19 protein-coding genes and 5 tRNA genes are annotated in these 20657 nt (G+C 50.7%); 17 read left to right on the top strand and 7 right to left on the bottom strand.

Features of this window, described 5'->3' with window-relative positions; translation table 11 throughout:
• Positions 1-276 precede the first annotated feature (276 nt).
• The 7 genes from M3P05_RS05770 to rocD all read left to right on the top strand — a co-directional run bounded on the left by M3P05_RS05770 (position 277) and on the right by rocD (position 4020).
• A tRNA-Thr gene (locus M3P05_RS05770) sits at positions 277-352 on the top strand.
• A gap of 38 nt (positions 353-390) precedes the next feature.
• A tRNA-Pro gene (locus M3P05_RS05765) sits at positions 391-467 on the top strand.
• 44 nt (positions 468-511) lie between these two features.
• A tRNA-Pro gene (locus M3P05_RS05760) sits at positions 512-588 on the top strand.
• Positions 589-630: 42 nt separating this feature from the next.
• A tRNA-Pro gene (locus tag M3P05_RS05755) sits at positions 631-707 on the top strand.
• A 42-nt stretch (positions 708-749) separates the two neighbouring features.
• Positions 750-826, top strand: a tRNA-Pro gene (locus M3P05_RS05750).
• Positions 827-1112: 286 nt separating this feature from the next.
• Positions 1113-2618: a sodium/proline symporter PutP gene (gene putP, locus M3P05_RS05745; protein ID WP_249698460.1), complete on the top strand. Its 1506-nt coding sequence runs from the start codon at positions 1113-1115 to the stop codon at positions 2616-2618.
• 184 nt (positions 2619-2802) lie between these two features.
• Positions 2803-4020 carry an ornithine--oxo-acid transaminase gene (rocD, locus tag M3P05_RS05740; RefSeq protein ID WP_249698459.1) on the top strand — a complete coding sequence of 406 codons (1218 nt, stop codon included), beginning with the start codon at positions 2803-2805 and terminating at the stop codon, positions 4018-4020.
• Positions 4021-4456: 436 nt separating this feature from the next.
• Here the strand turns inward: rocD and M3P05_RS05735 are convergent, their stop codons facing one another.
• Together M3P05_RS05735 and M3P05_RS05730 are read right to left on the bottom strand one after the other, a co-directional pair.
• On the bottom strand, positions 4457-5020 hold the full coding sequence (locus M3P05_RS05735) for a hypothetical protein (RefSeq protein ID WP_249698457.1): 564 nt from the start codon (positions 5018-5020) through the stop codon (positions 4457-4459).
• Between the two features lie 115 nt (positions 5021-5135).
• Positions 5136-5495: a hypothetical protein gene (locus M3P05_RS05730; protein WP_249698456.1), complete on the bottom strand. Its 360-nt coding sequence runs from the start codon at positions 5493-5495 to the stop codon at positions 5136-5138.
• Positions 5496-5961: 466 nt separating this feature from the next.
• Between M3P05_RS05730 and M3P05_RS05725 the strand changes: the two genes are divergently transcribed.
• The 9 genes from M3P05_RS05725 (at position 5962) to M3P05_RS05685 (ending at position 15960) form a co-directional block, all read left to right on the top strand.
• Positions 5962-7332 (top strand): isochorismate synthase, encoded by a 1371-nt coding sequence (locus M3P05_RS05725; RefSeq protein WP_249698455.1) that lies wholly within the window; start codon positions 5962-5964, stop codon positions 7330-7332.
• Between the two features lie 39 nt (positions 7333-7371).
• Positions 7372-9090: a 2-succinyl-5-enolpyruvyl-6-hydroxy-3-cyclohexene-1-carboxylic-acid synthase gene (gene menD / locus M3P05_RS05720; protein WP_249698454.1), complete on the top strand. Its 1719-nt coding sequence runs from the start codon at positions 7372-7374 to the stop codon at positions 9088-9090.
• On the top strand, positions 9084-9902 hold the full coding sequence (menH, locus tag M3P05_RS05715) for a 2-succinyl-6-hydroxy-2,4-cyclohexadiene-1-carboxylate synthase (protein WP_249698453.1): 819 nt from the start codon (positions 9084-9086) through the stop codon (positions 9900-9902). Before menD ends, menH begins: the two co-directional genes overlap by 7 nt.
• A 53-nt stretch (positions 9903-9955) precedes the next feature.
• Complete coding sequence (gene menB, locus M3P05_RS05710; RefSeq protein WP_249698452.1) at positions 9956-10798, top strand: 1,4-dihydroxy-2-naphthoyl-CoA synthase; 843 nt, start codon at positions 9956-9958, stop codon at positions 10796-10798.
• A 17-nt stretch (positions 10799-10815) separates the two neighbouring features.
• A complete protein-coding gene (gene menC / locus M3P05_RS05705; protein WP_249698451.1) occupies positions 10816-11850 on the top strand; it encodes an o-succinylbenzoate synthase in 1035 nt (344 codons plus the stop codon).
• Positions 11843-13306: an AMP-binding protein gene (locus M3P05_RS05700; protein WP_249698449.1), complete on the top strand. Its 1464-nt coding sequence runs from the start codon at positions 11843-11845 to the stop codon at positions 13304-13306. Before menC ends, M3P05_RS05700 begins: the two co-directional genes overlap by 8 nt.
• A 16-nt stretch (positions 13307-13322) precedes the next feature.
• Positions 13323-13892 carry an RNA 2',3'-cyclic phosphodiesterase gene (gene thpR, locus M3P05_RS05695; RefSeq protein ID WP_249698447.1) on the top strand — a complete coding sequence of 190 codons (570 nt, stop codon included), beginning with the start codon at positions 13323-13325 and terminating at the stop codon, positions 13890-13892.
• A 161-nt stretch (positions 13893-14053) separates the two neighbouring features.
• Positions 14054-15049, top strand: a complete 996-nt coding sequence (gene ubiU, locus M3P05_RS05690) for a ubiquinone anaerobic biosynthesis protein UbiU (protein ID WP_249698445.1) — start codon at positions 14054-14056, stop codon at positions 15047-15049.
• 11 nt (positions 15050-15060) lie between these two features.
• Positions 15061-15960, top strand: coding sequence for a U32 family peptidase (locus M3P05_RS05685; RefSeq protein WP_249698444.1), 900 nt, complete (start codon positions 15061-15063; stop codon positions 15958-15960).
• Positions 15961-16048: 88 nt separating this feature from the next.
• On the opposite strand, the gene M3P05_RS05680 is transcribed toward M3P05_RS05685, so the two are convergent.
• The 4 genes from M3P05_RS05680 to thiM form a co-directional block, all read right to left on the bottom strand.
• Complete coding sequence (locus tag M3P05_RS05680) at positions 16049-16525, bottom strand: GlcG/HbpS family heme-binding protein (RefSeq protein ID WP_249698443.1); 477 nt, start codon at positions 16523-16525, stop codon at positions 16049-16051.
• Positions 16526-17076: 551 nt separating this feature from the next.
• A complete protein-coding gene (locus tag M3P05_RS05675) occupies positions 17077-17247 on the bottom strand; it encodes a hypothetical protein (protein ID WP_249698442.1) in 171 nt (56 codons plus the stop codon).
• A 235-nt stretch (positions 17248-17482) separates the two neighbouring features.
• Positions 17483-17980 (bottom strand): ubiquinone anaerobic biosynthesis accessory factor UbiT, encoded by a 498-nt coding sequence (gene ubiT, locus M3P05_RS05670; protein WP_249698441.1) that lies wholly within the window; start codon positions 17978-17980, stop codon positions 17483-17485.
• Positions 17971-18783, bottom strand: a complete 813-nt coding sequence (gene thiM, locus M3P05_RS05665) for a hydroxyethylthiazole kinase (RefSeq protein WP_249698440.1) — start codon at positions 18781-18783, stop codon at positions 17971-17973. The genes ubiT and thiM overlap by 10 nt, the downstream gene beginning before the upstream one ends.
• 401 nt (positions 18784-19184) lie before the next feature.
• Here thiM and alaE point away from each other — a divergent pair, with 401 nt between their 5' ends.
• Positions 19185-19646, top strand: coding sequence for an L-alanine exporter AlaE (alaE, locus tag M3P05_RS05660; protein WP_249698439.1), 462 nt, complete (start codon positions 19185-19187; stop codon positions 19644-19646).
• Between the two features lie 106 nt (positions 19647-19752).
• On the opposite strand, the gene M3P05_RS20915 is transcribed toward alaE, so the two are convergent.
• Positions 19753-20223 carry a pilin gene (locus M3P05_RS20915; protein WP_283777686.1) on the bottom strand — a complete coding sequence of 157 codons (471 nt, stop codon included), beginning with the start codon at positions 20221-20223 and terminating at the stop codon, positions 19753-19755.
• Between the last annotated feature and the right edge of the window lie 434 nt (positions 20224-20657).

Below are 20657 nucleotides of genomic sequence, written 5' to 3'. Positions count from 1 at the left end.
AATTTGGTCCTAAAAATGTTCCCGGCAATTGCTCCTGCATTGCCCTAATAAGCTACATCCCTGTAGCGACAGACATTTTTGAGGATTTCCTCCATCCTTGGAGGTCAACATCAGATAACGCGAACGATCGCGCAGAAAATGTTCCAGACATTTTACTGCACTTCCTCCTTCCATGGAGGTCGCACACACTAAGTGTCAGCAACTAACAGACATACTGAAATCGTTCCAGGCGATTCCAGTGCTTCCTCCATCCCTGGAGGTCGGATTCCATACAAAGCTCTTATAGCTCAGTCGGTAGAGCGCATCCTTGGTAAGGATGAGGTCACCAGTTCAAATCTGGTTAAGAGCTCCATTTTCTAGCACTCTTTTTGTAAAGAGCTAAATGCTAATCGGGGTATAGCGCAGTCTGGTAGCGCGCCTGCTTTGGGAGCAGGATGTCGGGAGTTCGAATCTCTCTACCCCGACCACTTTTGAATGGTCGGTTAAAACGATCATCAAGCAATTTGAAAAACGGGGTATAGCGCAGTCTGGTAGCGCGCCTGCTTTGGGAGCAGGATGTCGGGAGTTCGAATCTCTCTACCCCGACCACTTTTGGATGGTCGGTTAAAACGATCATCAAGCAATTTGGAACGGGGTATAGCGCAGTCTGGTAGCGCGCCTGCTTTGGGAGCAGGATGTCGGGAGTTCGAATCTCTCTACCCCGACCACTTTTAGATGGTTGGTTAAACGATCATCAGACAATTTGAAAACGGGGTATAGCGCAGTCTGGTAGCGCGCCTGCTTTGGGAGCAGGATGTCGGGAGTTCGAATCTCTCTACCCCGACCATCTTTAAAAAGGGTCAGCAAACGCTGACCCTTTTTTCGTATGTGAAAAATAAAAACCATTGAAATCTCACCATTTCGTTGTTGGGTGATATATCCATAACAACTCTCATTACAACTCTCATTACAACTCTGAAAATCAGCAAAATAACATTCGGGTTAGAACGTGCAGAACTGTATCGGGTTACAGGCGTCAAAACTTATGCCGATGGTATGAGTAATTTCCACCATCAAAAATTCAGCTGTCAGAACTACATTTATTGTCTGTTAAGCTGCAATCAGGAGGGTCTATGCCTGCAGATACGGCCATCATGCTGACTTTCGGTCTCTATTTTATTGTAATGCTGGTGCTTGGTATTGTGGCCTGGCGAAGGACAGCCACAAGTGAAGATTACTTTCTGGGGGGGCGCTCCCTTGGACCATGGACCACGGCTCTCAGTGCCGGGGCATCTGATATGAGTGGCTGGCTTCTCCTCGGTTTACCTGGTTACGCATTTGCATCCGGTGTTGAAGCTTTCTGGCTTGCAGGTGGAATCCTGCTGGGTACGTGGTTGAATTGGCAGCTGGTTGCCACACGTCTGCGGGTATTCAGTCAGGCTGCTGGCAATGCTCTGACACTGCCGGAATATTTCAGTAACCGGTTCCAGGATGAGGGGCGTGCTTTGCAAAGCATATCGGCCGCTTTTATTCTTCTGTTTTTCCTCTTCTATACCAGTGCGGGCCTTGTAGCTGGCGGAAAGCTCTTTGAAACTGCCTTTGGTCTGGACTACCGAATAGCTGTGATTGTCGGTGCGATCAGTGTGATTTCTTACACACTGTTTGGTGGCTTTCTGGCCGTTTGCTGGACTGATCTGGTTCAGGGGCTGATGATGGCAGCGGCGCTGGTTGTTGTTCCTTTAGTTGTGATCAGTGACAACGGTGGCCTTATGGAAGTCTGGAGTTCTCTGGAAGCTCATAACCCGGCCCTGCTGAATCCATTCACTGATAAAGACGGTTTTCCTCTTGATACTCTGGTGATTTTATCCCTTGTGGGATGGGGTCTGGGTTACTTTGGTCAGCCGCATATTCTTTCCCGCTTCAAAGGAATCAGAAGCGAAAAAGATATGCCGGTGGCGAGAAACATTGCTGTTGGCTGGAGTGCGATATGTCTGGTTGCTGCTTTATTAGTAGGCTTGGCTGGGCTGGTACATACCCTGAATAGCGGAGCGACGGTAAATGACCCGGAAGGCATCTTCATGTTGCTGGTTAACAGTATTTTCCATCCAGTCGTTGCAGGTATTCTTCTGGCGGCCATTCTGGCAGCAGTGATGAGTACGGCAGATTCGCAGCTCCTGGTTTGCTCTACAGCTTTTGCCGAAGATTTTTACAAGGATATCTTCCATCCGGAAGCATCACAGGAAAGGGTGCTGTGGGTTGGAAGGGCTGCAGTTATTGGAATCTCTGTACTTGCCTGCCTGATTGCCCTTAACCCTGAAAGCACCGTACTTAACATGGTCGGCTATGCCTGGGCCGGGTTTGGTGCAGCATTCGGGCCGGCACTTCTGGTCAGTCTGTTCTGGGATAAAATGTCTCGCAATGGCGCACTGGCCGGTATTATCGTCGGTGGTCTGACTGTTGTGATCTGGGAGCAGTTCTCCGGCGGAATTTTTGAACTCTACGCATTGGTTCCCGGTTTTATCCTTTCAACACTGGCGATCTTCCTGTTCAGCCTGTTAGACCAGAACGATGGTCACAAGATTCGTGAGTATTTCAGCCGCATGGAAAGACTTCTCGGTACAGTTGATGAAACCAGTTGACCTTGGCTTCCAGCCCTGATAATTAGTAGCTACCCTTTCGGGAGGCATTCGCCTCCCTGATTACCACCAAGAATGATAATTACCGGTTTTCTCTGGGGAACGCAGTGTAAAGGTCTGATCTTAAAGCATCAGTAGGTCATCATGTGCGCTGTTCCTAAGCAGGGATTATCCGGCAGGAGGATCTATGGCAGGACTTTCCAGCCGAGAGCTGATGGCACTGGAAGAAAAATACGGTGCTCATAACTACCATCCTGTTCCAGTGGTTCTGGATCGTGGACTGGGAGCAAAAGTCTGGGATGTTGATGGCAAGGAGTATTACGATTTTCTGTCGGCGTACTCTGCAGTTAACCAGGGGCACTGTCACCCCAAAATTATCAAGGCCATGCAGGAGCAGGCTGAACAGCTGACTCTGACTTCCCGAGCTTTCCACAGCAGTGCGCTGGGTGTGTTCGAAAAATATATGGCTGAGTATTTTGGCTTTGACCGGGTTCTGCCAATGAATACCGGAGCCGAGGCTGTTGAAACAGCGATCAAACTTTGCCGAAAGTGGGCCTATCTGAAAAAGGGTATTGATGCCCATCGCGCCAAGATTGTTGTCTGTGACGGTAACTTCCACGGCCGGACAACCACCATTATCTCGTTCTCCAATGACGAGGAGGCAAGGGCTGACTATGGCCCTTATACGCCGGGCTTTATCCGAATCCCTTACAACGATATTGAAGCGCTTGAATCTGCGATGGCGGCTCCGGATATTGCCGGTCTGCTGATCGAGCCCATCCAGGGTGAAGCGGGTGTCATTCTTCCCGAAGAAGGCTATCTGAAGCGTGCCTCTGAAATCTGCAAAGAAAACAACGCCCTGTTTATGGCCGATGAGGTTCAGACCGGTATTGCCAGAACCGGCAAACTGCTGGCTGTGGATCATGAACAGGTTCGTCCTGATATCCTGATTCTGGGCAAGGCTGTTTCCGGTGGTGCCTATCCTGTCTCTGCTGTTCTGGCAGATGACGACATTATGCTCTGTATCCGCCCAGGTCAGCACGGTTCTACTTATGGTGGCAACCCTCTGGCCTGTCATGTCGCCATGGCCGCACTGGATGTTGTGCGTGATGAGAAGCTTGCCGAGAATGCCGAGCGTCAGGGTGAGGCTCTGAGGGAAGGACTGAGAAGCATTGACCACCCACTGTTAAAGGCTGTGCGTGGTCGCGGTCTGCTGAATGCCATCGATATTATTCCAAAGGGTGAGATTGATGCCTGGCAGGTGTGCCTGAGGCTGGCCGAGAATGGTCTTCTGGCGAAACCGACCCATCAGCACACGATTCGTTTTTCACCTCCGCTGGTGATCAACGATGAGCAGATTGCAGAGTGTATAGACATTCTGAAGAGGACGTTTAACGAACTCTGATATCTGTTTTGAGTGATAAAAAAATCCCCCGATTATTTCGGGGGATTTTTGTTTGAACAACTTTTTTGTATGTCTAGTTATATGTTCGTGCTTTTCGTGTCTGGGGAAACCCGTTTGCGTTATTCAAGAAGCATATAAAAAGGCCAGTAAAGAGACCCGGCTAATAACACCCAAAAGGCGATGTCTCCAATTATTTTCTCCATTTTTAAGAGTCGACGGGATTGCTTCCGATTCACAACGGCTTCCTTGCTGATAATCAATGAGTTGTAAGAAAAATGGCTTCCTGAGAGACCTTCATGAGGAAGCCACAAATTCAGTATTGACGACATTTCAGGAATTGCTAACCCATTTTCAGAATAACTTTTAATTGCACTTATCTTCTGTAATACAGCTGGTAATAAAGGCAATAGGTAAGCATCTAAGACAGCAAATTGGCTCAGTAAACTCTTACACCCTTGGTTGAGTCATGCCGTTGTGCCGGGCCTGAAAAAGGGTTGGTAAATGTGGAAGAACAGCCAGCGAGGATAAAATAAGGATGCTTTTTCTCAACCATCTGCGCGATCTTGTGGCTCTGGTTGCGTGGGGTATCAACCAGAACCAGACAGGCACCTGAAGCAATATCCTCACTGAACCGGCTGATGCGGTAGTTCAGCCTCGAAATACCAACCAACCCTCCCGACCAGGCACCGAAGAGAGTGAAAATCAAAATGGTGAACATTGTCTCTGCCGTGCCAAAACTGGCCGGAATCAGATGCATGAAATGAACGCCAAGTGACCAGAGAAGGCTGATCAGGAACCCTGCAATCGCTCCTCTTTCACCAAGGTGAACAAGATCATAGCGCTGAAAGAAGTTGGCCGGATGAATGTGGTGATGGTAGAGGCCTGCATCATCCTGACTCAGCCCACGAATATGCCATTCTCCAACACCGTAGCGATAAAGATCTTTTACCAGCCTGTCGGCTTCTTCGACAGAGCGGGTCAGGTAATACAGCCTTTTCATTTTCAGCACTCCTCTCTGCACCATTCAGGGTTGTCATCAGAATTTCAGGAGTGCTGGAAAGTATATGCCTGCCGGGAGAAGACCCTAAACGGATTTGATATTTAGAGCCTGCTGTTTATGACGACATGCCGGGTTTGCTTTTCTGAAGAAGTTTCTGAAAGCGGGTCTGCTTTTCTTCCTGGCTGAGTTTCGGTGCAGGTGGCAGGTCAGGGGTCAGGGAACTGGTATCAAGTTGCGGAGCCGGTAAGTCGCTGTCCTGAAGTGATGATGCAACGGGAGCAGAGACATTTCTGGTTTCCCGCCATTCATCCATAACATCAAGGGCTTCCAGAAGACCGTCTTCTTCCGGATGACCTTCGGGAAGTTTATCCAGTTTGGCAGCAATGGCATTACGAATGCGAAGCAGTTCTTCTGATGATGCCGTCTTTCCGTTGTCAGCCAGCCATTGGCGAGCCGATGAGCCATTCGTGGCCATAAAAATCTTGTTCCTGGAGCAAAATGCTGGCCGGGGATTTTATCATGGTGATCTACCATGGAAATACCTTTTAAGAGGGAGGTATTTCCGATTTATGGCTGTGTATTATGAGAACACCATCAGATTTGCAAAAAAATGAAATTTCTTTCATCACCAAGGTTTATTCAGCAGGGAATCTCATTTAGTTTATGCGCACCTGCATATGCAGATGAGAACGGTTCTGGTTTACTTCGGTTATTACCAATCTGATGAAACCGGTTCAGAGGCCTGGGAGCCTGTCGGACTTAACCGACCGTAGCGAGAAAAAGTCCGGTTTGAGCCAGTTTTTAGAAGCACTTGAGGATAATAGTGGTTCTATTTGACGAAAGTGGTTCTAAAAACTGGCCAAATCCGGCTTTTTCGCAGTAGGTGCGCGTTAAGCCCGACAGGCTCCTGGAATAGCCACTCTCCGAAACCATGACGGATCATGAGCGCAGATTCCTTTAGACAACCACTGACACTGTCGGTGGCAGCCGCAAAGCTGGCTGAGAAAATTAACCAGGTTGAGCCTGGCAGTGGCTGGCACAGAATTGCACTGCCAGTCTGTGTTGAAACAGATCTTCTGGCCTGCCTGGCCGGAGGTGAAGGTGTGCGGGTCTACTGGTCTCAGCGTGATACACCTGGGCAGGAGACTGCAGGCTTTGGTGTTGCACTGGCCCTGAATGTTGCACACACCTGTGATCTGGATGAATGCCTGCCTGTTATCCGCAATATTCTGAACACATGCCCGCAAGCGCGGTTTGTGGGTGGTCTGCCGTTCTTTGAAGATAGAAAAGAGCAGTGGCCCGGGTTTGAGGGCGGTGAACTTATACTTCCGCGTTTCGAGCTGACCCGCAGACAGGGGCAGCTGACTCTTGCCTGTCATGTTGAGCTTCCTGCAGGTGCTGCCGGGGAGCAGTTCAGGTCACAGATTGCCCGGCAAGCCCTGTCGCTCAAGGAAGCCAAAGGCTTTCCCTGCGCCCTGCCTTCAGCCGAGATTGTCAAAGAAAATCCGGACTGGCAGTTGTGGCAGAACCAGGTAGGGCAGGTACTCGGATTGATGGAGCAGGATGAGCTTGAGAAGCTGGTATTGTCCCGCGAGCAGCAGCTTGAACTGGAGGCTGACCTGTGCCCCTGGTCATTGCTGTCGGCTTGGCAGAAACTGACGCCTGAAACCTATCGCTTTGCATTTATCAGAGAGAACGGACAGTGCTTTTTCGGCGCCTCTCCTGAGAGACTGTATCGCCGCAACGGGCAGACACTCGACAGCGAAGCTCTGGCCGGAACAGCTCCCAGAGGGCTGACACCTGCCCAGGATCGCAGGCTGGCATCAGCGCTGTTATCTGATGATAAAAACCGGCGGGAGAATTCGCTGGTTCTGCAGGCTGTGCGCCATGCCCTGCAGAGTTGCAGTGAGTCGGTGGAGCCAATTTCGGAAATGTCACTGATTCGCCTGAAGAGTGTGCAGCACCTGCGGCAGATGATCAGAGCGAAGCTGAAGCCAGGTGTGACTGACGGAATGCTGCTGAAACTGCTGCATCCAACACCGGCAGTCGGAGGCGTGCCCAAAGACCGGGCTCTTGAACAGCTGGCTACTATCGAAAACCATGCCCGGGGCTGGTATGCTGCGCCGTTCGGCTGTATTGGGAACGACCAGGCAGAGTTTGCCGTGGCCCTGCGCTGTGTCTTTTTGAACGGGCGTAATCTTTCTCTCTACTCTGGTGCAGGTCTGGTGTGTGGATCAGATGCCAATGCCGAATGGGCCGAACTGGACAGTAAACTGAGGACAGTTCAATCGCTGCTTCAGATTTCGCAATAACGTTATCAAAACAAGCAACTTATCCGGGTGTAACCATTCTTGTCTGATGTAGTATCTGCTGGTGACTTCACCAGCCTCTGGTGTGACATAATTCTGGAAGAGCTGTATCGCAATGGCGTGCAGCATATCTGTCTCGCACCTGGTTCCCGCAGCGCGCCCTTTGCCCTGGCTCTTTCAAGACATCAGCAGCTGACTACACATACCCATTATGATGAAAGAGGCCTTGGGTTTTATGCCCTTGGTCTGGCCCGGGCGACAGGCGCTCCGGTTGTTATTATCACCACCTCCGGAACGGCTGTTGCCAATCTCTATCCTGCTTTACTGGAAGCCAAGGAGTCAGCCATCCCGCTGATGGTTCTCTCTGCCGATCGTCCGCCGGAACTGCTGGGCTGTGCAGCTAACCAGACACTGGAACAGCCGGGCATTTATGCCAGCTGCCCGGCGTTCAGCGTAAACCTCCCCTGTCCTGAACCATCTTTGCCAGCCCGCTGGCTGTTATCTGTTATTGATGAAGCCGTGGCCGTAATGAACAGGCCGGATGCCGGGCCAGTTCATATCAACCAGGCGCTGCGAGATCCGCTCTATGGCAGTGATACACCTGCTGACTGGAGCTCCTGGCTAGAGCCTGTGGCTGAATGGCGTGGCAGTCACAATCCTCTTTGCCTGTGGGATAGATCGGCAGGAACCTGCCCCTCGCTTCCTGATATTTCTGGGCCGGTTGTTCTGGTTGTCGGGCAGCTTTCTCAACAGGAAAGCAGAGCTGTTGCAGAATTGGCTGATAATATCGGCTGGCTGCTCCTGGCAGATATCCAGTCCGGTCTGCAGGGCCATGCACGGGCGTTGAGCTGTGTCGATCTGACTCTGGCAAACCCTGAAATCCTTGCCAGGCTAAATCAGACCGAACTTGTTATTCAGTGCGGTCGGCGGCCAATCAGTAAACGTCTTGGGCAGTGGCTTGGGAAGGGGGGCCGGGAGCATTGGTATATCGACAGCCGCCAGGATCGTCATGATCCGGTGTTCTCGGTCACTCGGCGGGTAAGCTGTTCTATAAAAGACTTTTGTCAGGCAACCGCAGGCAAAGTATCCCTCTCTCCCGAGAACAGGGCATGGAGCGATAACCTCCTGCTTCAGTCCCGAACTCTTGTAGAAACAATCAAGGCTGAGAAGCTGCCGGATAACCAGCTGACAGAAATCTGGGCAGCCGAGCAACTTAAGCAGTCACTGACGACAGAAGCCCTTTTTATTGGTAACAGTATGCCTGTCCGTTACCTGGACAGCCTTAGCTCCTCCTGGACAGATGCCAGAATTATTGCCAACCGCGGTGCCAGCGGCATTGATGGTCTGATCGCTTCAGCGGCGGGTCATGCAGCGTCCGGCCAGAGAACAGTTCTGCTTATTGGTGATCTTTCGTTTCTTCATGATCTGAATTCGCTGAACCTTGCTGCACAGCACGGTCTTGTCATTGTGCTGCTGAACAACAGCGGTGGGACCATTTTCAATATGTTCCCGGTATCCAGGGACGATAATACGCTGTCACGCTATTTCAGGATTGAGCACTCCCTGCAGGGTGTAGGTGCGGCAACCATGTTTGGGCTGAACTACCGTGCACCAGAAACCTGCGAAGATTTTCAGGCTTCCCTGTCTGAAGCTCTCGCCAGCCCTGAAGGAGCCCTGATCGAAGTGTGCACACCACCGGATCAGGGGACAGACCAGTTCAAATCCCTGGTGCACGCGGCACGGGATTACTCCGTATGCTGAGCCACGGGCTGAGCCTTGTTGACCATGGCGGACAGGGTTCACCATTAATTCTTCTGCATGGATTTCTGGGTTCGGGTGATGACTGGCTATCAGTCCTTCCTGAGCTGAAAAACAAATATCATTGCTACACCATTGATCTGCCCGGTCATGGTAGTAGTGGTGGATTCTCCGATGAAATTTCTGCTGAAGCTGATGCATTTGCCGGGATTTCTGATAGAGTGCACCGTCTTCTTTCGGAGGAAGGTCTGCTTCCGGCCACCGTTATGGGCTACTCCCTGGGAGGGCGCATCGCTCTCGGGTTTGCCAGCCATTACCCGGATGATGTTGAACTGTTAATCCTTGAAGGGGCCAACCCCGGCTTAAAGACAGAGCGGGAACGGCAGGAGCGCATAGATAGCGACAGCCGCTGGAGTCAGCGTTTCCGCGCAGAACCTCTTAAGGATGTTTTGAAGGACTGGTACAGGCAGCCGGTTTTTTCTTCGTTAACCGAAGAGCAGCGTAATAAGCTGGTCAAACAGCGCAGCATAGATAACGATGGCAGTCTGCTGGCAGACGCCATGGACCTGCTCAGTCTTGGCAGACAGTCGGACTGGTGGCATGTATCCAGCCAATTAACATGCAATGTCGTATACATTGTGGGTGAGCGGGATAATAAATTTCTCGCCATTGCTGAAGCTCTTAAAAAAGAAGCTTTTAAAAAAAACGGTAAGGTCTGCAAGGCAGTAGTCGCAGATGCAGGCCATAATGCACACCGTGATAATCCGAAAGACTTTTTAGTTTCCTTATTCAGTGCAGAGTGCCTGAAGGGTTAAGCCCGACAGGTACTCAGATACTGATCAGTTGTAACCAACCTGAAATAAGATCCATGAATACATCTCCCATTCGCGACGCTCTGGACTGGACCGACTTTTCTTCAGGATACGAAGATATTCTCTATCACAAGGCGGAGGGGATTGCCCGGATCACCATTAACCGTCCGCGGGTACATAATGCGTTCCGCCCCCTGACCGTGATGGAAATGCAGAAGGCACTGGATGATGCCCGCCGTGACAGTGAAGTCGGCGTTATTATTTTCTGTGGCTTTGGTGGTAAGGCGTTCTGCTCTGGTGGTGACCAGAAGGTACGCGGTGATTCCGGCTACAAGGATGATAAAGGTGTTCACCACCTGAATGTTCTTGATCTGCAGCGCCAGATTCGCACGTGTCCGAAGCCTGTTGTGGCCATGGTGGCTGGCTATGCCATCGGTGGTGGTCACGTTCTGCATATGATCTGTGACCTGACCATTGCTGCCGAAAATGCTGTCTTTGGTCAAACCGGCCCTAAAGTCGGTTCCTTTGATGGTGGCTTTGGGGCCAGCTATATGGCCCGTCTGGTTGGCCAGAAGAAAGCCCGTGAAATCTGGTTCCTGTGTCGTCAGTACAACGCCAGGGACGCACTGGATATGGGCCTGGTAAACACCGTTGTTCCCCTGGAAGAGCTGGAAGAAGTGACCGTGGAATGGTGTCGCGACATGCTGCGCAACTCTCCTCTGGCCCTGCGCTGCCTGAAGTCTGCCCTGAATGCCGACTGCGATGGTCAGGCCGGTCTGCAGGAGCTGGCGGGCAATGCCACCATGCTGTTCTACATGACTGAAGAAGGCCAGGAAGGTCGTAACGCTTTCGTAGAGAAGCGTGATCCTGACTTCAGCCGTTTTGGTCGTAACCCCTGATTTTACAGATGTAAATAATGCTGAAAGCTGTATCTGTTGCAGCCTACTCCCTGAAACTGGAAGGCAGCCTGCCGGGCTGTCCTCCGGGTGTTCGGGAAGGATTGCTGCTGAAGCTCGAAGATAGCAATGGTTATCTGGCTTACGGGGATTGTGCGCCCCTGCCCGGTTTCAGTTGCGAGACCCTGGATATTGCCCAGCGACAGCTGATTGATTACGCCCGCTGGCTGGCAGTGAGTCCGGGTTGTCTGGAAACAGTACAGCAGCAGGGTATGATTGCAACGGCCGGGAAATATTCCTCGTCCGTTGCCTTTGCTGTCGAATCGGCAGCCAGCCAGTTACTGCATTCCGATTATCACACCCTTGATCTGCCACCATGCGCACTGTTGTCGGGCAGCAATGAAGAGATAGTCGGTCAGACTCAGGCACTGGATGTTAACTCATCGTTAACCCGTATAAAGATTAAGGTAGCCAGGCAATCAGTAGCCCAGGATATCGAGCTGTTTCAGATGCTGGACAAACTGCTCCCTGAACAGGTGAAAATCCGGGTTGATGCCAATCGTGGCTGGTCCTGGTGTGATGCCATGGCGTTTGCAAAAGCAATCGATCCTGGTCGTATAAGCCGTATGGATTTTATCGAGGAGCCGTTGACTGATCAGCGCCTGCTTCCCGACTTTGCCGAACAGAGTAATCTGCCCATCGCTCTTGATGAGAGTCTGCAGGGGCATTACCGCATGCCGGAACTGTTTACCGGTCTCAATGCTCTGGTGGTTAAACCGACGCTTGCCGGTGGTGTTCTGCGCTGTCGGCGACTGGCCCAGCTGGCCAGGGAGAACAACCTGCAGCTGGTGGTCAGTTCCTCCTATGAAAGCAATATTGGTATTGATTTTCTTACCGAGCTGGCCGGGCAGCAGGCACCGGAAACGGCGCCGGGGCTGGATACGCTCTCAACCTATCGTCAGTGGCTGATCAAGCCTCCGGCGGTGCAATCTGCTGGTCATTATCCGGTTTCAGGTGAAAAGGATTTGAAGATATTGTGGTCAAGTCATGAGTGAGAAGGGATGTCCCATTCAGCAGCAGGCAGAGGTGAATCCGGGTGCCGTTGCTGTGATGGCTGGAGACCTGTTCTGGTCTTACCATGAACTGAACAACCGTATTACACGAATGGCCTCCGATCTGCTGGATCTTGGCCTGAAGCAGGGCGATGTTCTGCTGGCAGCGGGAGCCAACAGCCCAATGCTGGTGGTTTTGATTTTCGCCTGCCTTCGGGCAGGAATCATTATTGTTCCGGTAAATCCTGCTTTCCCAAGGGCCAGGCTCAGGGGGATTGCTGAAGAGATCGGTGCCAGGGCTTTCTGGAGTGAGAGCGGTGAGCCTTACAGCGAATGGCAGGGAGATATCAGGCTCCCCACTAATCTTGCTCATATCCAGCTCGGTCATATCCAGGGAGAGCTGACAGCGTTTCACTGGGATGAACAGCGTATCTGCAATCTGGTCATGACATCCGGCAGCAGCGGTTTTCCCAAGGCGGCGGCGTTTAACTTCTCCTGTCACCGGGCCAGTGCCAGGGCATCAGCAGGCATTATTTCTCTGGAGCCGAATGATGGCTGGCTTTTATCACTGCCGCTTTATCATATTGGCGGGCTGGCTATTTTGTTTCGCTGTGTTCTGGCCGGAGCCCAGGTGGTGTTTCCGGATCATCGTCGTCAGCTGACGCAGACACTCGTACGACGAAAGGTCACTCATTTATCACTGGTGAACACCCAGCTTTACAGATTGCTGGAAACTGTTGAGTTCAGTTTTCAGGAAACATCGGTAAAAACATTGCTGGTGGGCGGTGGCTATGTCTCTGCAGATGTAGCAGAGCGCTGCAGAAAGCAGGGTGTCAGGCTGCTGACCACCTATGGTATGACTGAAACCAGCTCTCAGGTATGCACCGGTGAACCACTTTTTCTGGAGGTGGGAGCCTTAACGTCCGGGCAGCCTCTGGGAAATGTTGAGATAAAGCTGACCGAAGACGGCGAAATCACCTTCCGCGGGCCTTCCCTGTTTAAAGGGTATTGGTCAAAGGGTGCTCTCAGGCTTCCGCTGACTGAAGGTGGCTGGTTTCTGACCGGTGATCGTGGTCACTGGGTTGATGGTCATCTGCAGGTGGCCGGACGCTGTGACAGTCAGTTTATTTCCGGAGGGGAGAATATCCAGCCGGAAACCATCGAGCGGGCGCTGCTTGGTCGTGAAGAGATATATCGGGCTGTTGTGGTTCCTCTGTTCTGCCAGGAATTCGGACAGCGCCCCGTGGCATTTATTGATTGCAAAAAAGAAGACTTTTACCCGCTGTTATGGAGCAGGCATCTGCGAGACCTGCTGCCTGGTTTTATGGTTCCGGATCATTTCCTGCCATGGCCTTGCGAACAGAAAGAGAGTGGTTTAAAAGTCAGCAGAGTCACCATGGCAGAAACTGCCGGGCAGATTTTATCCTGCCTGAACACTGGCCACCAAGGCCGTGAATAATTATTAAAGAAGTTCCATGAGTCACGACACAAACCCAGCGAGTCAAGGTATACGCGCCTTTATTGCTTACATATTGCCGCTCGATACCGCAGCCCTGCTGCACAAGAAAGTAAAGCGTCTGCAGGGCTGGGATGAAAGCCCGGTTCGCTGGACGCCACCCCAGAACTTTCACCTGACCCTGCGCTTTCTCGGGGACAGCTCTGCCGAACAGCTGGAGAAGATAAAAGAAGGCCTGCGGCACGAACTGGAAGGCTTTCACTCCTTTATATCAATGAGCGGGGGAGTGCAGTATTTTCCCAGTGATAACCATCCCCGGATTATGACGCTGACATTGCACTCTGGCCGTCGTATGAATGATCTGAACAGGGTCTGTGAACGGGTTTCCTGTCAGGCCGGATACACGCCGGAACAACGGCTGTTTCGTCCCCATGTCACCCTGGCCCGTTCCTTGAGTCGTCCTTTATCCATTCTGCCCTGGCAGATTCCGGGTTACCGGTTCAATGTTGCAGAACTGGCGTTAGTGCAAAGTGAGTTGCGTCCGGATGGTGCCCGCTACCGCATAATGGAAACCTTCCCGCTTCGGTAAATATCGCGTGACATGCCCGCTTCCTGATCCAGATATCTGATAAAGATGGTAAACAGTTCTCGGTTATTACAAGGTTGACTGTTATCAATACGTGTCGGGAGGCGCGTTGTTAGAATCCTTGGAATTTTTCGAATTGTGTCTGACTAGGGGGTTGATGCTTCATGGAACTGGTTTGTCCGGCAGGGAGTCTGCCGGCACTTAAGGCCGCTGTCGATAACGGAGCCGATGCCGTCTATATCGGTTTTCGTGATGATACCAATGCGCGCCATTTTGCTGGACTGAATTTTAATGAGAAAAAAGCCCGGCAGGCCTTAACCTATGCTCGTGACAAGGGGGTAAAGGTTCTGGTTGCCATTAATACGTTTCCACGCCCCCAGGGAATGGAACGCTGGCACGCCTCTGTTGATGCAGCTGCCGGTCTGGGAGCTCATGCCATTATTGCTGCCGACCCCGGTGTGCTGGCTTATATCCGTGATCATCATCCTGACGTTCGCCGTCATCTGTCGGTACAGGCCAGTGCCACCAATACCGCCAGCCTGGAGTTTTACCAGAAACGTTTTGGCGTAAGCCGCGCTGTTCTTCCCCGGGTACTCTCTCTTTCCCAGGTTCAGGCGCTGGCGGAAAAGAGCCCGGTAGAGCTGGAAGTGTTTGCATTTGGCAGCCTCTGCATTATGGCGGAAGGGCGCTGCTGGCTCTCTTCCTACCTGACCTCGGAATCCCCCAACACTGTTGGTGCCTGTTCTCCCGCCAAGTATGTGCGCTGGGAAGAAGACGGTGCCCGTATGGATACCCGCCTGAACGGCATCCTGATTGACCGTTTTGGCCCCGGAGAAAATGCCGGTTACCCGACCCTGTGCAAAGGTCGCTACAAGGTTAACGACAAGACCTGCCACGCCCTCGAAGAACCAACCAGTCTGAACACCATGGATATGATCCCTGAGCTGGTTCAGGCTGGTGTGACTGCCGTGAAAATTGAAGGGCGTCAGCGCAGCCCGGCCTATACTGCGGAAGTGACCCGGGTATGGCGTGAAGCACTGGACAGTTACAAGCGCAATCCGGAAGGGTTTGCTGCAAAAGATGAGTGGCGCAAGGTACTGGCTGGGTTGTCCGAAGGTTGTCAGACAACACTCGGCGCTTATCACCGGGCCTGGCAGTAGGAGGTTTGGCTATGGAACTGACATTAGGACCGCTGCTGTACTTCTGGCCCAAACAGAAGGTTCAGGAATTTTATAAAGACGTGACCGAATGGCCCGTTGACCGGGTGTACCTGGGAGAAACCGTCTGCAGCAAACGCCGGGAAATACGTCTGGATGACTGGCTGGAGATTGCTGAACAGCTGAAAGCCGCAGGCAAAACCGTGGTTCTTTCCACCATGGGGCTGCTGGAAGCCAGCTCAGAGCTGGCGATGCTGAAACGTATCTGTGAAAGCTGCCAGTTTACTGTGGAAGCCAATGATATGGCCGCAGCCCAGATTCTGTCCGAGGCTGGTGTACCGTTTACTACCGGGCCCATGGTCAATATCTATAACGGTTGCTCTCTTAAGGAGATGACGGACTGCGGACTGGAACGCTGGGTTCTGCCGCTGGAATTGTCTTCCAATGATTTAAGGGAAATTCTTCAGCATGCCGAACAGCTGGGAATTTCTGACAGGTTTAAAACCGAAGTCTTTGCCTGGGGCCTGATGCCTCTTGCCGCGTCTGCCCGTTGCTTTACCGCACGCTCCTTTGATCTGCCCAAGGATCGGTGCGGGCTGGTCTGCCTGGATTATCCAGATGGCTTGCCGGTTTACAGTCAGGAGGGTGAGCGGGTCTTTACTTTGAATGGTATTCAGACCCAGTCAGGCCGTTGTCTGAATCTGCTGGAGGCTGTGCCCGAGATGATGGAACTTGGTGTCGATGCCCTGCGTATTTCGCCGCAGGCTTCCGGTACAGCTGAAGTTGTTGCAGCTTTCCATGAGCGTATTCAGGGCGAAAAGGCGACTGTGGCTGATCATCCTGGTGGCAGCTGTGCCGGTTATTGGTATGGACAGTCCGGTATGGTGCCGCTGGTGGATATATCTCCCCGATAGCAGGAGTTCTGTAAAAGGGATTCTAAGGCTGAGAGAGACTGCACTATCAGTGCAGTCTATTCAGAAAACGTGTTAAGAAAGAAGCAGGTTATTTTTCACTGATTTTCGCAACAACAGCCTTGGCACACTCTTCATCATGTTCAACATACCCACCGGCAACACCCACCGCGCCAATCAGCTTGCCACTCTCGGAAAATATTGGTTCTCCACCGCCAATCGGCAGCAGACCGGGGAACTGGTTAAACTGCGGATTCTTCTTGGTGAACTCCAGAACATTACCGGTTGATGTTGACCAGGACAGTGCTGTGGTTGCTTTCAAGGTTGCCCCGGTGTAAGCACCTGGCAGAGCATCATCCATACGCAGGGAAGCCAGAACATTCTCACCCCGGTCAACGATAACAATCGCCATATTCCAATTGTTCTTGGTTGCCAGCGTCTGGCAGGCCTGGACACCTTTTAAGGCTGTGGCAGATGGAAGATAGGGACGGGTTTCCTCGGCGGAAACAGAAGATGCTACTGATGCTGCGAAAAGGCAGGAAGCAACAATTTTTATAATCTTGTTCATTTGTATACTACTTATTCAGGTTGGTTTTGCTGGTAAATATCGGCGTATATTATCGTTGTTTGCCCACGACTTCTGCGTAAACTACTTAATTTAATTGTTGTGATTTGTATCTTGTGCGAAGAGGAAGTAAGAGGTGAGGTCATAGATTATGCTGTTGTATTGATGATGTTCTCTCAGATAAGGCGAGTTCTATAAGTGATTTTGAAGATGGATTCGAAGCGTCTTCAGGAAAGAAAATTCTTGAGTGTCGTATATTTTAGAGATAATTTGATTTATGGATCACTCTAAAATATTTTATACTGATCAACTTGGCTAATTCAGCCCAGCCGTAATGCTCCTGCAGCCTTATTAAACCTTTTCTAGAGTTACACCATGCAATGGATTGTTCGGTTGTTCATTACTCCTATCTAAAACCCACCACAAGTACTCTCATCTATGCGACGCATAATGCTTAATATGCAACAGGCCACGCGCAACTCAGACGATCCGGCGTGGCCTCGCAAGGGCTAAAACGAAGCTCATCGACTTGCTATGTACTCGACGAGCGACACTCAGTCTCTTTTAGATTTGTTAGCTCGTTTAGTATTAATCTTGTCTGTTTTTTCAGCTCTCTTAGCTTTCTTACGTTCATTTTTTGCGGTGATAATCTCTATTGCCTCAAGTTTCGTTAAACTCGGATGTTTCGCTACTAACTCTTCGACCCGCTCATCAAACTTGGACATCTCTAAACCTCACAATATGCAGGCGCGCATTTTACAGGCATTTTTCCTGTTTAGGAAACAATGGCTACTTTATGTGTAACTTGAAAAACTAAGCCCCCTGCGACTTCGGCATAGCGGCATTCGATACGCCGGTAAGTTTACAAGCAGTCCCGGACATAGATTCTGTCGATGTGGTCAGCCGTCTTGTCCAGGTACTTTTCGTAACGCTTCCAAGATTGGGAATGAGGATTTGAAGTCAGTGTTTGGCAGCTGTCTGCCAGGCACGCACCAGATCATCTGTTTTCTGAATGGCCCAGTTCAGGGCTGAAGGCAGCTCATCCAGTTCAATACCGTCGAGCAGGTTTTTCAGGGCCAGCCCAAGTTCGGTATCTCCCTCAATCACAAGCTTGCGGTTGAAGAACAGGGTATCCGGGTCTTCCTTGCGGGCTGCCAGGGAGAGAAATGCACTGCTGTCACCTTTAATAGTGACATCTCCCGGACGTGGGCTGCCCATCACCAGAGACTCATTATCTTCGGAAATATAGAAATCGAGCTCGAGATCGGTGACAGCGATATGCAGCCAGCGCTGGCTAAGAATATCAAAATCCCCATCTTCCAGAGGTTCCCTGAAGGCTTTATTAATTGCCAGTTCAATCGGTTTGTTACGCAGCTCCCAAGGAAGCATGCGAACCGGCTGAAACAGCCAGGAAGCAGGAGGGTGGGGCAGATTAGCCAGAACGTTGGTTATTCCCATATTTCATCTTCCATGGACAGGTGTTGCATAAGCGTTTCATCACTGAGGTTATACAGCTCATCGAGCATATTCAGCTGCAGGCTGCCAGGACCACGGCTGTTCTGGCAGGCCAGCTGACCGGCAATGCTCATACAGGCCAGTGCGGCAACGGCTGCATGAAAAGGATCATCTTCCGTAGCCAGGAAAGCACCAACCAGAGCTGCGCAGGTGCAGCCGGAGCCGGTGACCTTGACCATCATCGGATGACCGTTTTTCAGGTAAGCGACCCGGTGACCATCAGTGATAATATCGGTTTCGCCAGTCGCGGCGATCACAGTCTTATGATCCCTTGCGGCCTGAACGGCACACTGGGTGAGCGACTTAATATCATCGTGAGTGCTGTCAACGCCGCGGCCACCCTGCTCGCCGGCAAAGAGGGTCAGAATCTCTGAACCATTGCCTTTTACTACAGAAGGGTTGTATTCCAGGAGGAGCTGGGAGGTATCGAGCCGGAAGCGGGTTGCACCTGCACCGACAGGGTCGAGAACCCAAGGGTGCTTGATAGTCTGGGCATGACTGGCAGCAAATTTCATAGCCATCACGGTACGTGCATTCAATGTACCGATATTGACCACCAAACTGCCGGACAGCTCTACCATGGGAGCCATCTCTTCAATGCCATCAGACATGATCGGCGAGGCACCCAGTGCCAGCAGGGCGTTAGCGGTATTGTTCATCACCACGGAGTTGGTGATTGAGTGAACAAGAGGAGCGTTCTTTCTCAGTCGTGAAAGGCTGTTGCTCAGGGTTTCTTTCAGGGTCATTTCTTAAGAATCCATTAACTCCGCAAGGATTGTAGCAGTGGTTTGAAAATGCCTCTGTTGACCTGCATCAGATGGATCCGGGTAATCTGCATAGTGATCAAAAAACCAGTTAAAAACACTCGCAAAAATACTCTAAAAAAATAAATATAATATAAATAAAAAACCGGTATATATTGTTTTTCCAGTTGTTATATGTATTTTAATTTTTCTTGGTAATTAATATAACTGGTTGTATTGTCTTGTCTGAAGTTGCCATGTAAAGTACGTGCAACTTGAGCTGCGTGGCCTGTTCCGGTCATTCATTCGCAGCGATTTTTGGAAATACCCAAATTAGAGATTCCACTTTCATAGAGAAAGTGGGGTGGTTGTTTTTGCCTTTTTATTAGTAGTGGTGGATGGCGATGTCTGCTTCCAAGCGCATTATTGCTGCGGATATCTTTGCCCTGATTATGTTCGGGATTTTTATCGGTGGAACTGTGGAGGTTCTCTCCGGTCTGTTGTCTGGCCTGGCATTCCAGCAGGCATTCTTGAATATGGTTTACTCACGTGGTTTGAGTATTCCGGTGAATCTTACGATTGCGCGCCCTTATGGCATCTTCCGCGACTGGGTTATGAAAATAACCGGAGCTGAAAACAGCACGAATGAAGTGTTCAGAACAGTGACCGATACAGCCGCATTTATTCTGTTCCAGTTGCCTGTTTATGTTGTCATTCTGGTGATTACCGGATGGGCATGGGATGCCATTGTGAGTGCTTCTGTGGGTGCTGTTTTCACTATGATCGCCACAGCACGCCCTTATGGTCTCTGGATGCAGTTCTGCCGCAACCGTTTTGTTCCTGCCAGTATGATGGCTGCTGCCTGATCACAGCAAATTAAAGTTTGGTTCTTCTCTGGCCGGTGCTCCCTCCCCCACGAGCCCTGGCCTGGGTTCTCATTTCAGATACTGTCCACAGTACCTGAAATAAGCGCTATCTGCAGTTGGCCGGTAAAACTGCTGTTGATGCGAAAGCAAAACTGGCAAGGTTATGATTGGAGCAAACCCACACAATGTTGCCATCATTTACCGTGGGTGTAAGCAGAATAACACCATTTCTAGTGGAAGCATCATTTCCTCCATACCACACTTCCAACCTGCTTGGGGTGCCATCCCACCACTTGATACGGCTTACTTCATAGGGAACCACAGGACTTGCCTTATCAAGATATGTGATTTCGGAATCAGGAAATTCACCATGGGTTGCGTAGTATTCGGTGATTTCAGCTCTCATGGCAGAAACCAGCTGAAGCCCTTCCGAAATGCGTGCCCTGCGGGTGTAGTCTTGATATGCGGGAATGGCTACAGCAGCCAGAATACTGATGATAGCTACAACAACCATTAGTTCTACAAGGGTGAAACCATTTTCGGTTTTTTTTCTGTGGGTGGGAGGTAGACCTTCCATGGGCTCAATCTCCAGTATTGAAATCTGTAAGTTATCTGAATCAGTATAGATAAGTAAATGGTAGACTCCTTGACAGATTCTCCAAGGCTATTCCGCCCTGAAGCTACCTTGAATCCTCAGTATTTTCTTATCTTCCAGCACCTACAGATTTTGCTCATGCAGCCTTGTTTTTGAGCAAAATCTGAAAATTATCCGTAAATAATTGATATGAATCATGAAAGGGGATTTCGGATTCCTGTTTCGCTCTGTTATAGTCGAAAAACAAAGCGCGAGGTTGATTTTTCGGAAACAGTCAAAAACAACGAAAAATAAACCTGAAAAGGCCGGTAATAAAAGAAAGGAACTGCAAAAACGCTGTAGTTCCAAGAATGCCAAGCCATAACAAAAAACCATGATTTGGGGAATACAATCCGCTCGGCTCTTTTTTGAAGCTG

The organism is Parendozoicomonas callyspongiae, from assembly GCF_023502345.1.
GTDB lineage: Bacteria > Pseudomonadota > Gammaproteobacteria > Pseudomonadales > Endozoicomonadaceae > Sansalvadorimonas > Sansalvadorimonas callyspongiae.
This window is presented reverse-complemented; position numbering and strand designations above follow the sequence as displayed.